Here is a 13,670-nt window from a genome sequence, read left to right on the forward strand (position 1 = left end):
CGGCGTCCGGCCCGGCGTGCGCGGCGCGCAGCGCGTCCGCCGCCCCCGCCGGCGGCGCCGGCGCCCGCGATCGCGCAGCGGACGAGTCCGCGCAGCGCGGCCTGCCAGGAGCCGGTCTCGTCCAGATCGGCGACCACGCGGGCCAGCAGCGCCGGGGCCTGCGGCACCCACGGCGCCCATGCGGGCAGCAGGTCCAGCGAGCGGTCGCGGACCTCGCGGTCGTCGGAGCGGGCCGCCTCCAGCACCAGCGCCGCATACCGTTCGCGGAACCGCTCCTCGACGTGCGCCGGCGGGACGCCGAGCACCTGGTGCGCCAGGTCGCCTCCGGCCGCGGCGGCCTCGCCGAGGATGCGCCAGGCCGCCGGCTCGGCCGGCCGCGCGCGGACGGCCGACGCGATCGCCGTGCGCATGTCCCGGTGCTGATCGGGGTCGTCCCAGGCCGCCGCGACCAGCTCCATCGCCCCGGGGACCCGGGTGCGCAGCAGGATGCGCAGCGCCGCCTTGCGGGCGGTGATCTTGCCGCCGGTCAGTACGGGGCGCAGCGCGCCCGCCAGCGCCGACGGCCGCACGAACCGCGCCGCCCGGGCCGCCGCGGACAGCGCCACGTGCGCGTCGTCGGAGTCGGCGAACCGCAGCAGATCGGCGAGCACGTCCTGCGGGCGCGGCAGCCAGGGGGCGGCGGTGAGCGCCGGCCGCAGCAGCGGGCGGTCGCCGCCGGAACGCGACCGCGGCCCGGGATCGAGGTAGCGGCGCAGGTCGGCGGCCCCGGCGCCGGGCACCCGGGCGATGGTGCGCACGGCGCGGGCGCGTTCCCCGGCGGGGACGCCGCCGTCGCCGGCCAGCCGGTGCAGCAGCGCCAGGTAGTCCGCGCACTGCCGCCCCGTCCAGCGCCGCATCCACGACGGCCGGGCGATCGGCACGAACGGCACGTCCGGGCGGTGGAAGCGGCCCGCGGGACTCCCGGACAGCGCCAGGTGCAGCAGGTCGGTGCGCTCCCGCGCGACCACCTCGAACACCTCCGGCACCGTGATCGCCGACGGCTCCTCGGCCAGCAGCCGGGCGACGCGCTCGCGCCTGGCGCCCGGCACGGCCAGCCACAGCTCGATCGCCTGCCGGATCACCATGTCGTCGCGGGCGTCCAGCGCCGCCTCCAGCGCGTCCTGCAGTTCCGGCACGGCGAACGCGCGCCGGTGCAGATCCGCGGCGAGGGTCAGCGCGAGCTCGTGGTCGTTGCGCCGGGCCATCGCCGCCAGGTGCGGCGCGAGCATCCGGCCCAGCTCGTGCTCCGCGCCGTGCGGCAGCAGCGCGTCGACCTCGTCCTCGTACTCCTCCAGCGGCAGCGAGCCCTGCTCACCGGTGATCCGGGCCATGATCTGCACGGCGGAGGACAGCAGCGCGGCGTCCCCGCGCATCGCGCCCTGCTGCGCCAGCCGGAAGGCCAGCAGCATCGCCTCGCGGCGGGTGCGGAACGAGGTGTCGCGGGCGGCCAGCGCGTCCTCCACCATGCGCACGACCGCCGGGACGTGCTCGGCGCGCAGCACCGAGGCCGGGACCCCGGCCAGCGCTTTCAAGGCGCTCTGCCGGATGAGGTTCTGCTCGTTGCGCAGCCGGCCCAGGGCCTCGAACAGCCGCGTCAGCACCCGCGGGTCCCGGGAGCGCCCGGCGCACCGGATCAGCAGCCGGTATCCGACGGCGCGGTCGTCGCCGTCCGGCCTGCGCGTCAACGGCTCCAGGACGGGCAGGGCCTCCTCGTACGGCAGGAACGAAGTCGCCTCGCGGTGGAGGCCGGGCCGGTCGGCGACACGCGGCAGCCGCAGCAGCCGCCGGGCCTCCCGCACCCGCGCCGACCGCGGCAGCAGGTCCAGCAGGTCCTCGTCGATCCCGGATCCGGCCGGGCGGCCGTCGGGCAGCACGGCCGCGACCACCGCCTCCCGGCGGCTCGGCGCGATGGCCGCCAGCAGCATGAGCAGGACTCGGCGGTCGTCCCGGACGGCGCGGGCGATCTCGGCGATCAGCGCGTCGTCGCACGCGGCCAGGCGCTTGCGGACGCAACTGCGCTCCAGCAGTGCGGGCAGCGCCGACCGGTGCCCGTCGGACAGCAGCAGGCGCAGCGTCCGCTCGGGCTCGGCGCCCAGCAGCAGGCCGATGCGGAGGGCGACGCCGTCCGGCAGCGGCCCCGGGGGAAGGAAGCGCTCCAGCAGCGTGAGGACCCTGCCGGGCGCGTGCGGCACCGCCGCGCCGACGCCGGCGCCCTCGCGGGACCACCACGCGCTCAGCAGGCCGTCCGGCACGTCGGGAAGGGTGCGTTCGGCGCGGTCGAGCAGCACGCCCGGGTGGGCCCGGGCGAACGCCTCCCAGTTCGGCACGGCGTGCGCCAGGCCGTCCAGGCGCGCGCGGGCGGCCTCCTCGCCGCAGGCGGGCAGCAGCGCCGCCGCCTCCGCCTCGCCCCAGCGTTCGGCCACCGCGTCGATGAGGCGTTCGGCCACGTCGCGGCGCCGGCGCCGGCGGACCGCCCGGTACACGGCGGAGCGCACCGCCGCCGGGGCGTCGGCCAGCAGCGCCCCGAGGACCTCGGCGGCCGCGCCGTACCGGGCCGCGAGGTCGACGGCGCGGGCGGCGAGGTCGGCGTCGGGGTCGCGGGCGGCGCGGACGATATGGGCCAGGGACGCCTCGTCGCGCACGGCCGCCGCCACGAACAGCGCGGTCGAACGCTCGTAGTGGCCGCCGGCCGCCAGCTCGTCCAGCAGCCGCGCCAGGTCGCGCGGGTCGGCGGCGCGCCCCCGCTCGGCCAGTCGGCGGCGGCGCTCGGCGAACGGCAGCGGCTCGACCTCGTCCAGCAAGTCCTCGGCGTGCATCGCCCGCCATCCTGCCGCACCCCGCCGCCGGAGATCACCGCATTTCTCCGTCCTCGCCGACCGGAGGACGGGACGCGGTGACGTGCTTGGCCAGCGCCCGCACCCGCGCCTCGTGCCGGTCGTAGCCGACCACGACGGGCGGCTCGTTGTAGGGCATGGTGTCCGACGAGCGGCGCAGCTTGATGTACTGCCCGCACGCGTCGATCGCGTACGGCTCCATGTCGTCCTGCAGCGCGCCGATCACCGTGATGCCGTGCGACTCGCCGATCTCGCGGAACAGCGCCACGGCCTCCTTGCGGTGCTCCTTGCCCAGATTGCGGCCCAGCTCGTCCAGCACCAGGCACAGGCGGCCGCCGCCGGAGGACGCCAGCGCCGCCGCGCACACCAGCTTGACGGCCTTCTCGTCCATCAGCGCGGTGTTGGCGCGCCGGTTGTAGGGGACGTACCGCTGCCCGGCCGCGCGCCGCCACTTGGGCGTGACGCGCCACCGCCACTCCTGCTCGGGGTCGGCGGGCGGTTCGGGCGTGGGGAACTCCAGCGTCGCCCCGTACCCGCCGTACTCGACGTCCAGCTTGTCGAACTCTTCGGCGACGCGCTGCAGCCGCGTGCGGATCGCGGCGGTCAGCGCCGTGCGGTGCGCCTCGGCCGCGCCCGCCGCCTCCACCGCGCCCTTCTGCGCCTTGTCCAGGTCGGCGCGGCGCGCGGCCATCTGCACCTCGATCTGCCGCCGCTGGTGCCGCTCGTAGTCCTCCTGCTGCCGCAGGTACGTCTCCAGGGCCCGGACGAGGCGGGGGAACGTCGCGCGTTCGCGTTCGGTGCGGCGGCCCTCGCCCTCGGCGCGCTCGCGCAGCAGGAAGCGGATCTCCTCGGGCATGTCCTCGTCGGCCGCGCCGTCGGGGAAGACCAGGCGCAGCGCCTCCGACAGGTGCTTCTCGGCGGTGTGCCACCAGTCGTCGGGCGTCCAGGTCCGCTCGTCGTCGGTGAGGGCGGCCAGCCACTCGTCGGCCGCCTCCCGCGACCCGCCCCACTCCTTCTCCAGCTCGGCCACGCCCAGCGCGACGCGGCGCCCCTCCAATTCGGTGATCTTGGCGTGGATCCGGTCGCGGGTGCGTTCGTGCGCCTCGCGGCGGCCGCGCAGCCGGTCGATCTCCAGGGCGCGCGTGTCGGCCTTGGCCTGCAGGCGGCGCAGCTCCCGCTCGGCGGCCTCCAGCCGCGGCTGCAGCCCCTCCTCGGCCGCCGCCAGCTCCTCCAGCCGCTCGCGCAGCCCGGTCATCCGCTCGCGGACGAGCGCCATCTCGGCGGCGGCCAGCGCGCCCGCCAGGCGCCGCTGCGCCTGCGCCACGTCCGCCGCGGCCTGCGCGGTGCGCTCGCGGGCCGCCTCCAGGGCCGCGCGCGCCTCCTCCACCGCCGCGCCCGCCGCCTGCACGCGCGCCACCCGCCCCGTCACCGGCTCGGGGAACCCGCCGACGACCACCACGCCGGTGCCGCCGTCGTCGTCGAGCGCGGCGAAGAACCGCCCCAGCGGCGGCCCGCACCGCACCCCCGGCGGATGGCCCTCGCGTCCGGCGGCGCCGGCGTCGGAGGTCAGCTCGCCGTCCGCCGGGACGATCATCGAGCCGGGCAGGCCGCGCAGCGCCTCCACGGCGGCGTCCAGGTCGCCGGGGCCGACCACGACGGCCTCCCGGTACGGCCACAGCGCCGCCTCCCAGCGCTCGCGCACGTCCTCGGCCAGCTCCACCGCGTCCAGCAGTCCGACCGCCGCGACGCCCGCCGCCGCCAGCGCGCGGATCTGCGCCGGGGCGCTGCCCTCCCCGGCCTCGGCCTCGGCCAGCTCCCGTTCGGCCCGCGCCACCGCGCCCCGGGCCATGCCGAACTCCTGCTGCGCCTCGTCGCGCCGGGCCTCGGCCTCGGCCAGCTCGCGGCGCGCGGCCTCGGCGTCGCGTCCGTCGGCGTCGCGGCGCCGGTCCTCCAGCGCCGACACCCGGCGGTGCAGCTCCTCCAGCCCGTTGCGGGCCACCGCCTTGTCCGCGCCGAGCGTGTCGGCCTGCCCCTTCAGGTCGGCCAGCGCCGCGCCCGCCGCGGCCAGCCGCTCGTCCAGCGCGCCGCCGGTGAGCTGCTCGACCTCCCGCTCCGCCGCCTGGATCGCCTCGGCCGCCGCGGCGGCCTCCTCGCGCAGCCGCGCCGCCTCGGCGGCGCGCGCGGCGGCGGCCTGCCCGGCGTCGGCCAGCAGCCGCGCCTGCCGCGTCCGCCAGTTCCGCACCGCCGCCGCGACCTGCTCGCGGGCCCTGTCGCGGCGGTCGAAGGTCTTCAGCAGCGCCGCCGCCTCCCGCTCCCACCCGGCCAGCCGCTCGGCCGCCTCGGCGGCCTTGGCGCGCTCGCGGTGCTCCTCGGCCCGCGACACCCGCTCGGCCTCCAGCTCCCGGTCCAGCCCGGTCAGCGCGGCGATCGCGCTGAAGATCCGCTCCGGCGGGATCTCGTTGAGCGGCTGCGACAGCAGGTTGGTGGCGACCCTGGAGCGCACCGACGTGGACAGGAACGACACGCACCGCACCTGCCCGCCGTACAGCACGCGGGTCAGGTCCTTGGCGACGAAGTCGCGGCGCCCGGCGCTGCGCGGCAGGCCCGCCCACAGCCGGTCGGCCATCGACACCCGCTCGGCCTCCGACGGCGCCGACGCCAGGTGCACGCCGCGCCGCCAGCGGATCTCCAGGTGCGGGGCGTCGGCGTTGACGCGCAGCCACACCGTGACCGCCGACGCGCCGTCCTCCTCGGGGGAGTCGGCGCGGTCGAACACGCCGATGATGTAGCCGTGGTCGGCGCTGGCCCACCGGCTCTCGCCCTGCGCCGCCAGCTCGGCGTTGAACAGCAGCTCGGCCACGGCGCGCGCGCCGGACGCGAACCGCCACTGCTCGTCGCCCAGCAGCGCGGTGATGGCCGCGATGAACGACGACTTGCCCGCGCCGTTGGAGTCCTTGGGGCCCTGCCCCGCCACCACGATCAGCGTGCCCGGCACGGTCGGCACCGGATGCGTGGACAGCCGCGAGATGTTCACCGCCTGCACGGCGATGAGCACGCGGTCCCCGACGACGTTCTCGTCGTCCCTCGGCCCGGGCGCGGGGCCGGGCACCAGCGGTTCGAGGACGGCCGTCATTCGTTCTCCCCCTGATGCGTCGGTTCCGCGCCGCCGGCCTGCCGGGCGCCGGCCTGCTGCGCGGCGGCGCGGGCGCGGCTCTGGCGGCGGGCGCGGATGGTGGCGGCCAGCGGCGAGCCGGGGCCCGCCGCAAGGATCAGCTCCTCCTGCAGGCGGCGGCGGGCGGCCTCGGTGAGCCGGTGGAACTGCGGCCCCGGGACGAACCCGCCCTGCTCGCCCGGCCCCGCCTTCACCTGCGACACCAGCCCGGCCAGGCGCAGGCGGCGCAGGGCGGCCTCCAGCTCCCCGATGGGCAGCTGCGAGCGGCGCCGCAGCTCCTCCAGCGGCGTCGGGTACGGCGACAGCCACGAGTCGTCCGGCAGCAGGCCGGTGGCGCGGGGGATCGCGACGGAGTGGATGAGGATCAGCGTCAGCACGGCGCGTTCGTCCGGCGGCGGCACGCACGCCGGGTCGGCGGCCAGCGCCTCGGCCACGTCGTCGCGGTAGGCCGACGTCCAGCGCGGCGGGCCGCCCTTGACGGCCGTGCGCACCAGCGTGCGGCCGGACAGGGCGAGCATCTCCTCGACGGTGCGGCGCAGGGCGGGCTCGCGCAGCGCCGGGAACCGCACCTCGGGCACCGGCTCGGCCGCGTGCTCCACCGCCATGTAGGCGGCCACCAGCTCCGCCCGCCGCTTCTCGTCGTAGGAACGCAGCAGCGGCTCGAACAGCTCACTCACCCGCATCCTCCACGGCCCCGCCCGGCTCCTGCGGCGCGACCGGTGCGTCCGGCCCGTGCCGTTCGCCCGCGGGGGCGGCCTGCTCGTCGACGTGGGGCAGCGGTTCGGGCGGCTGGGGGAGGCGGCGGATCAGGTCGCGCAACGATCCCAGCGAGTCTTCGGGCCACAGGGCCATGCGGGGGCCGGGCCGGACGGTCGCGGCCTCCTCGTCCAGCAGCAGCCACCCGGTGTCGTGCAGGCGGCGCAGCTCCCCGGTCGCCCAGCGGCGCGCCAGCTCCGGGTCGCCCCGCGACATGCGCGCGTACACCTCCAGCACGTCGCCCACGGGGGCGCGCTCACCGGGCCAGGGCGCCTCGTCCAGCCGGGGCCAGCAGCAGCGCAACGCGGCCGCCAGCACACGGCGCGCCTGGCCGGGGCGGTCCAGCGGCATGGGCGCGATGTCGTACTCCTCCAGCACCGCCGGGGTCGCGCCGTCCGGCCACGGGGACAGCAGCCACACGCGCGAACCGTCGCTCGCGGCGACCAGCCCCGGCGGAGCGGGGTCCGACACCGCGATCGAGTGCGCGCCCAGCAGACGCGCCCGCGCCCGGGCGAGCACCTCGGCGGGCACGGACGACGGTGCGGACGGCGACACGGACGGGGGCACGGGCGCGTTCACGGGCCGGTCCTCTCGAACACTCCGGGGGACAGCCACGTCGGCGACCCGTCCGGGCGCGACGCCAGCCCGTCCGACCACACCAGCCGGTAGGGCAGGTCCGGGTGCAGGTGCGCCGACGACAGGTCGGCCAGAAGGCGCCGGGCGGCCGTCCAGTCCTGGTCGAGCACCTCCTCCACGGCGACCCGGTCGCGTCCCCGCAGCACCTGCTCGGCGACCACGCGCAGACGCTCGGCGGCGGCGTCGTCGCTCGACGCGTCCTCCGACAACCCCGGGTCGGGCACGGACGGACGGGGCGGCGCCGGACGCGGCGGGGTCGTGCGGGGGCCGTCCTCAACGGCCGTCACCACCGCGGCGGGCTCATGCCAGGGCGCCGGCGCGTCGAACACGAACCCCTCCAGCACCGCCGCCAGCTCCTCGCGGGAAGCGGTGCGCGCGAACGTCCGCCACGTCTCGGGCGGCAGCAGCGTGAGGTTGCGCGTGGTGCCCGCGGAGTCCGACAGCCGGGCCGCGGCGCGCCGCGAGGCGTCCCCGTAGGCGTAGATCGCGGCGCGCAGGTCGGTGCAGGTGCGGTCCAGCTGCGGCCAGCGCCGCAGGATCGCCCCGTGCAGCCGCTCGGCCCGCTGCAGGATCTCCTCGGTGCCCCACAGCTTCGGCGCCTGCTCGCGCAGCTCCTCGATGGTGCCGTTGGTCAGCGTGACCAGCTCGACGCTCCACAGCCGGAACGCGCGCGCCAGCCCCTCGGCCCCCGCGCGCGCCTGCTCGGCCGTCATGCGGGGGTCGGCGACGTTGAGCTGCTCCAGCGCCAGCAGCCGGTGCATCTCGCTCTGGCCGCCGTCCAGCATCATCCGCCGGATGAACATCAGCCCCACCACGCTGGTGAACGACGCGCGGTAGCGGAGCTGGTTGGGCTTGGGGAACACCTCCCGGATCGCGCCCAGGCCCTTGAGCACGCGCAGCCGGTTCTCGAACACCTCGGCGGGGTGGTGCCGGCACACGTACCGCATCTGCTCGCGGCTCAGCCCCTCTTCCCCGGCGTCGGCGAACGCGGCCAGGAGCGTCTCGGCGACGTCCACCATCTCGGGGTCGTCGACCACGGCGCCGCTGTCGCGCGCCAGCGCGGCGAACATCTGCCGGTAGACGCCCAGCACCGCCTCGCCGACGAGCACGTCGTCCAGGCTCGCAGCATCGTTGGTGGGGGACACGGCGCAATACGGTACGGCCCCCGCCGGTCGAACGTGGAATCGACGGCCCGGACCGCCGGAATCAGGACGGCCGCGGGATGGCCTTGTGCTCCAGGTACGCCTCCAGGCCCTCGGGGCCGAGCTCGCGGCCCAGGCCGCTGTCCTTGAAGCCGCCGAACGGCGTGTTGGGGTCGAGCACGTAGAGGTTGACGCCGCAGCTTCCGGTGCGGATACGGCGCGCGACCTCGACGCCGTGGTCGACGTCGGCGGTCCACACCGAGCCGCCCAGGCCGTAGTCGCTGTCGTTGGCGATGCGCACGGCGTCGTCCTCGTCCTCGTAGGGGATCAGCGCCAGCACCGGGCCGAAGATCTCCTCCCGGGCGATGCGCATGTCGTTGCGGACGCCGGCGAACACCGTGGGCGCCACGTACCAGCCGCGGTCGTGCGGCCGGTCCAGCCCGCCGGTGATGATCTTGGCGCCCTCGTCCTGGCCGATCCGGATGTAGCCCTCCACCCGGTCCTGCTGGCGCCGCGTCACCAGCGGGCCGATCTCGGTGCCGTAGTCGGCCGGGTCGCCCACCGCCAGCCCGCCGACCATGGCGGCCAGGGCGTCGGCGACCTCGTCGTAGCGCGAGCGCGGCGCCAGGATGCGGGTCTGCGCCGCGCACGCCTCGCCGTTGTTCATCAGCGACGCCGTCTTCAGGCCCGCGACGGTGGCGGCCAGGTCGGCGTCCTCCAGGATGATCGCCGCGGACTTGCCGCCCAGCTCCAGCGTGACCCGCCGCAGCTGCTCCCCGCACACCGCGCCGATCGCCCGCCCGGCCGCGGTGGACCCGGTGAACGCCACCTTGTCGACGCCGGGGTGCGCGACCAGGTACGCGCCGACCTCCCGTCCCGCCGGGACGATGTTGACCACGCCCTCGGGGACGCCCGCCTCCCGGATCCACTCGGCCAGCACGTAGGCGTCCAGCGGCGCCTCCGGGGACGGCTTGGCCACCACGGTGCAGCCCGCGGCCAGCGCCGGCGCCAGCTTCATCATCAGCGTGAACTGCGGGACGTTCCACGGGTAGATCGCCGCGACCACGCCGACCGGCTCGCGCGTCACGGTGACCGGGCCGAGCATGCCCGGGCGCTCGTCCTCCCAGGCGTACCCGGCGGCCAGGTCCGCGTAGTACCGCAGCACCATCTGCGCCATGGCGGCCTGCCCGAACACCGAGAACAGGATGGGCGAGCCCATCTCCTCGGTGATCAGGTCGGCCATCTCCTGCTGCCGCTCGGCGTAGATCGCGGCCAGCCGGGCGAGGACGGCGGCGCGTTCGGCGGGCGCCATGCGCGGCCAGGGGCCGTGGTCGAAGGCGCGGCGGGCGGCGGCGACGGCGGCGTCGATGTCGGCCTCGGTGCCCTCGGGCACCCGTCCGACCACCTCCTCGGTGTGCGGGGAGACGACCTCGATGACGCCGGTGCCGGCCGGGGCGGCCCAGTCGCCGTCGATGAACAGCCGATCGTGCTCGCGCATGCCGCCGCACCTCCGCGGGATTTGACCGAATGCTTGCTTGGTCACAGCATGGCACGGCGCCCCCCGGGATTGGCAAGAGGCGGATGAGACCCGCGTCTCACCCCGCCGGCGGGGCCGCCCCGCCACCTGCCGCCGGCACCTGCTGCCCGCACGGCGGCGTCACAGCAGGTGGGCGTTCGGCTCGCGGGCGCGCCCGGCCAGCTCGGGCAGCTCGACGACCAGCACGCCCCGCGCGCGCAGCAGCTCCCCGCCCTCGCCCTCGACGAACAGCGTCGGCTCGCGCCAGGCGAACACCACCCGCGGGATCCCGGCGGCCAGGACCAGGTCCGCGCAGGTGCGGGGACGGGACCGGCGCCGCCCGCACGGCTCCAGCGAGCTGTAGAGGGTGGCGCCGGCGAGCCGCGCCCGCACCGGCGCGGGCGGCCCGCCCCACGGACCGGCGCCGAGCTTGGCCAGGGCGGTCTCCTCGGCGTGCGCGTGCGGGTCGGCCTCCCGGGAGAAGCCGCGGGCCAGCTCCCGGCCGTCCGCGTCGACGATCACCGCGCCGACCGAGAACGCCGTGGCCGACGGAGGGCACAGCGCGGCCAGGTCGCAGGCCAGCGCCAGCCAGCGCAGGTCGTCCCCGCGCCGGGCGGCGGACGGCGGCGCGGCGGGCGGAGCGGCGCCGTCCATCAGCGGCCGCCGCCCGGCCGGTAGCGCAGCAGCACCAGGTCGCCGATGCGGGTGGCCTCCTCCAGCCGCATCGGCGCCGCCGGGCTCTGCGGGTACACCCCGGCGCCGGCGAACCGCGGCGCCGCCGGGTCGCCGATGAAGAACGGCGCCACCACCAGCTGCAGCTCGTCCACCAGGCCCGCGGTCAGGAAGCGGGTGTGGACCTCGCCGCCGCCCTCGACCATCAGCCGCCGCACGCCGCGCCGCGCCAGGTCGCCCAGCAGCGCCGGCAGGCTCACCGGGTCGCCCGCGTCGACGACCTCGGCGCGCCCGGCCAGCCGCTCGGCCAGCCCGGGCGCCGCGCCGGACGGCGCGTACACCAGCTTCGGCGACTCCCCGGTGGTGAAGAACCGGGCGTCGGGGTCCAGGTCGCCGCCGGCGGTCACCGTGACCTTGGTCAGGTCGGGCGGCAGGCCGCGCCGCACCCGCTGCTCGCGGCGCGCCGCGGAGCGCACCAGCAGCCTGGGGTCGTCCCGCCGCACGGTGCCCGCCCCGACCATGATCGCGTCGCAGCCGGCGCGCACGGCGTCCACGCGGTCCCAGTCGGCGGCGGTGGACAGCCGCAGCCGCTCCGGGCTCGCGTCGTCGATGTAACCGTCCACCGACATCGCGCAGCTCAACAGCACGTAGGGACGCTCGCTCACGCCGGTAACCCTATGGCAGGCGCCGCGCCCCGAGCCCACCGGAGCCGCACCACGGCGGGGCCCGGCCGGCCTTCGGCGGCCACTGATCCTTTGGGGCGCGTCGGCGTTTCTGTGCCCGATGTGTCAGAGGTGACGCCTATGGTGGCCGGGACATGCGATTCCTCCACACCTCCGACTGGCATCTGGGCAGGTCCTTCCACCGCGAGGACCTGCTGTCCGCCCAGGGCGACTTCATCGACCACCTGGTCGAGACGGCGCGGTCGGAACGCGTGGACGCCGTGCTGGTCTCCGGCGACGTCTACGACCGCGCGCTCCCGCCCGTGGACGCGGTGAAGCTGGCCGACGAGGCGTTGAGACGGCTGCGCGAGGTCGCCCGCGTCGTGGTGATCTCCGGCAACCACGACTCGGCGCGGCGGCTCGGCTTCGGCGCGGGGCTGATGGACGCCGCCGGCGTGCACCTGCGCACCGACCCGGCGGCGGTCGGCGAGCCGGTGCTGATCGGCGGCGTGGCGGTCTACGGCATCCCGTACCTGGAGCCCGACCTGGTGCGCGGCGAGTGGGAGCTGGACGAGCGCGGGCACACCGCCGCGCTCACCGCCGCCATGCGCCGCATCCGCGCCGACCTGGCCGGGCGGCCCGCGGGCACCCGCTCGGTGGTGCTGGCGCACGCGTTCGTCACCGGCGGCGAGGCCCCGGAGCCGGAGACCAGCGACAGCGAGCGCGACATCTCGGTGGGCGGCGCGGCGAACGTGCCGGCCGGGGTGTTCGACGGCGCCGACTACGTGGCGCTGGGCCACCTGCACGGGCGGCAGCGGCTGACCGAGCGGGTCCGCTACTCGGGGTCGCCGCTGGCCTACTCGTTCTCCGAGGAGCACCACGTCAAGGGCTCCTGGCTGGTGGACCTGGCCGACGACGGCACGGTGACGGCCGAGTTCGCCGAGGCGCCCGTGCCGCGCCGCCTCAAGCGGCTGCCGCCCGCCCGCATCGACGAGCTGCTGACCGACCCGCGCTACGACGCCTACCGCGACCACTGGCTGCAGATCACCCTCACCGATCCGGACCGGCCCGCCGCCGCCATGGAGCGGCTGCGCGCCCGGTTCCCGCACGTCCTGGTGCTGGGCCACGCCCCCGAGGGCGGCGCGGAGCGCCCCGGGCGCACCTGGACGGAGCGGGTGCGGGCCAAGTCCGAGATCGACATCGCCGGCGACTTCGTGGCCGAGGTGACCGGAGCCCCGGCCGGAGACGACGAACGGGCGCTGCTGCACGAGGCGTTCGAGGCCTGCCGCCAGAAGGAGGCCCAGGCGTGAGCGGAAAGGGCAGGGCGTGAGCGGAGGGGGCGCGGCGTGAGGCTGCACCGGCTGGAGATCACCGCGTTCGGGCCGTTCCCCGGCACCGAGCACATCGACTTCGACGCGCTGTCGGACGCGGGCCTGTTCCTCATCCAGGGGCCGACCGGCGCGGGCAAGACCAGCATCCTCGACGCGGTGTGCTTCGCGCTCTACGGGCGGGTGCCCGGCGCCCGCAGCCGCAACGACGCCACCGGCCTGCGCAGCGACCACGCCCCCGCGGGCGCGGCCCCGCGGGTGGTGCTGGAGACCACGATCCGGGGGCGGCGGCTGCGCGTCACCCGGTCGCCCCGGTGGGAGCGGCCCAAGCTGCGCGGCCGGGGCACCCGGGTCGAGCAGGCCAAGGTCACGCTGGAGGAGTTCGAGCGGGGCCGGTGGGCGGCGCTGTCCACCCGGCTGGACGAGGCCGGCGACCTGATCGGGCGGCTGCTGGGCATGACGTGCGACCAGTTCTGCCAGGTGGCGATGCTGCCGCAGGGGGAGTTCGCCGGGTTCCTGCGCGCCAAGGCCGACGAGCGCCGCAAGGTGCTGGAGCGGCTGTTCGCCGCCGAGGTCTTCACCCAGGTGGAGAACTGGCTGGCCGACCGGCGCCGCGACACCCACCGCGAGGCCGCCGCGCTGCGCGCCGAGGCCGAGTCGGTCGCCGACCGGATCGCCGAGATCAGCGGGTCGGCGCCGCCGCGCCGGGCGGCCGCGCGTCCCCTCGTGCCCGCGCCCCGGCAGGGCGAACCCGCCCCCGAGCCCGTCGAAGAGGTCGAGGCGCTGCCCGCGTGGGCGGCCGAGCTGGAGGCCCACCCGGCCGACGCGCCCGCGGTCGCCGAAGGCCTGCTCGCCGAGAGCCGCGCCCGGCTGGCGGACCCGCGCGCCGCCGCCGACCGGGGCCGCGCATTGG

10 protein-coding genes are annotated in these 13,670 nt (G+C 77.1%); 2 read left to right on the top strand and 8 right to left on the bottom strand.

All coding sequences use genetic code 11. From position 1 onward, the window contains the following. From ABD879_RS29405 to ABD879_RS29440, 8 genes are all read right to left on the bottom strand, one after another. Window positions 1–2,855: hypothetical protein (locus ABD879_RS29405; protein WP_345024961.1), on the bottom strand; the 2,855-nt coding region annotated here is incomplete at its 3' end. Between the two features lie 34 nt (window positions 2,856–2,889). After that, window positions 2,890–6,006 carry a coiled-coil domain-containing protein gene (locus ABD879_RS29410; RefSeq protein ID WP_345024963.1) on the bottom strand — a complete coding sequence of 1,039 codons (3,117 nt, stop codon included), beginning with the start codon at window positions 6,004–6,006 and terminating at the stop codon, window positions 2,890–2,892. Continuing rightward, the gene (locus ABD879_RS29415; protein WP_345024965.1) at window positions 6,003–6,722 is read right to left on the bottom strand and encodes a DprA-like winged helix domain-containing protein; all 720 of its coding nucleotides are present in this window, start codon (window positions 6,720–6,722) and stop codon (window positions 6,003–6,005) included. The genes ABD879_RS29410 and ABD879_RS29415 overlap by 4 nt, the downstream gene beginning before the upstream one ends. Continuing rightward, window positions 6,715–7,380 carry a hypothetical protein gene (locus ABD879_RS29420; protein ID WP_345024967.1) on the bottom strand — a complete coding sequence of 222 codons (666 nt, stop codon included), beginning with the start codon at window positions 7,378–7,380 and terminating at the stop codon, window positions 6,715–6,717. The genes ABD879_RS29415 and ABD879_RS29420 overlap by 8 nt, the downstream gene beginning before the upstream one ends. Continuing rightward, complete coding sequence (locus ABD879_RS29425; RefSeq protein WP_345024968.1) at window positions 7,377–8,582, bottom strand: hypothetical protein; 1,206 nt, start codon at window positions 8,580–8,582, stop codon at window positions 7,377–7,379. Before ABD879_RS29425 ends, ABD879_RS29420 begins: the two co-directional genes overlap by 4 nt. Window positions 8,583–8,643: 61 nt before the next feature. Further along, window positions 8,644–10,077: an aldehyde dehydrogenase gene (locus ABD879_RS29430; protein ID WP_345024969.1), complete on the bottom strand. Its 1,434-nt coding sequence runs from the start codon at window positions 10,075–10,077 to the stop codon at window positions 8,644–8,646. Between the two features lie 159 nt (window positions 10,078–10,236). Then, window positions 10,237–10,749 (bottom strand): cytidine/deoxycytidylate deaminase family protein, encoded by a 513-nt coding sequence (locus tag ABD879_RS29435; RefSeq protein ID WP_345024970.1) that lies wholly within the window; start codon window positions 10,747–10,749, stop codon window positions 10,237–10,239. Next, complete coding sequence (locus ABD879_RS29440; RefSeq protein WP_345024971.1) at window positions 10,749–11,432, bottom strand: RibD family protein; 684 nt, start codon at window positions 11,430–11,432, stop codon at window positions 10,749–10,751. The genes ABD879_RS29435 and ABD879_RS29440 overlap by 1 nt, the downstream gene beginning before the upstream one ends. 152 nt (window positions 11,433–11,584) lie before the next feature. Here ABD879_RS29440 and ABD879_RS29445 point away from each other — a divergent pair, with 152 nt between their 5' ends. Both ABD879_RS29445 and ABD879_RS29450 read left to right on the top strand, forming a co-directional pair. Next, a complete protein-coding gene (locus ABD879_RS29445; RefSeq protein ID WP_345024972.1) occupies window positions 11,585–12,739 on the top strand; it encodes an exonuclease SbcCD subunit D in 1,155 nt (384 codons plus the stop codon). A gap of 36 nt (window positions 12,740–12,775) precedes the next feature. Next, the coding region (locus ABD879_RS29450) for an AAA family ATPase (protein ID WP_345024973.1) at window positions 12,776–13,670 on the top strand (895 nt) is incomplete at its 3' end.

Origin of the sequence: Actinomadura keratinilytica, assembly GCF_039539665.1 — a bacterium.
In the GTDB taxonomy this organism is placed as follows: Bacteria; Actinomycetota; Actinomycetes; order Streptosporangiales; family Streptosporangiaceae; genus Spirillospora; species Spirillospora keratinilytica.

Coding starts and splice junctions, on each gene's coding strand:
- ABD879_RS29410 (WP_345024963.1), bottom strand. CDS start 6,006: ATGACGGCCGTCCTCGAACCGCTGGTGCCCGGCCCCGCGCCCGGGCCG.
- ABD879_RS29435 (WP_345024970.1), bottom strand. CDS start 10,749: ATGGACGGCGCCGCTCCGCCCGCCGCGCCGCCGTCCGCCGCCCGGCGC.
- ABD879_RS29430 (WP_345024969.1), bottom strand. CDS start 10,077: ATGCGCGAGCACGATCGGCTGTTCATCGACGGCGACTGGGCCGCCCCG.
- ABD879_RS29445 (WP_345024972.1), top strand. CDS start 11,585: ATGCGATTCCTCCACACCTCCGACTGGCATCTGGGCAGGTCCTTCCAC.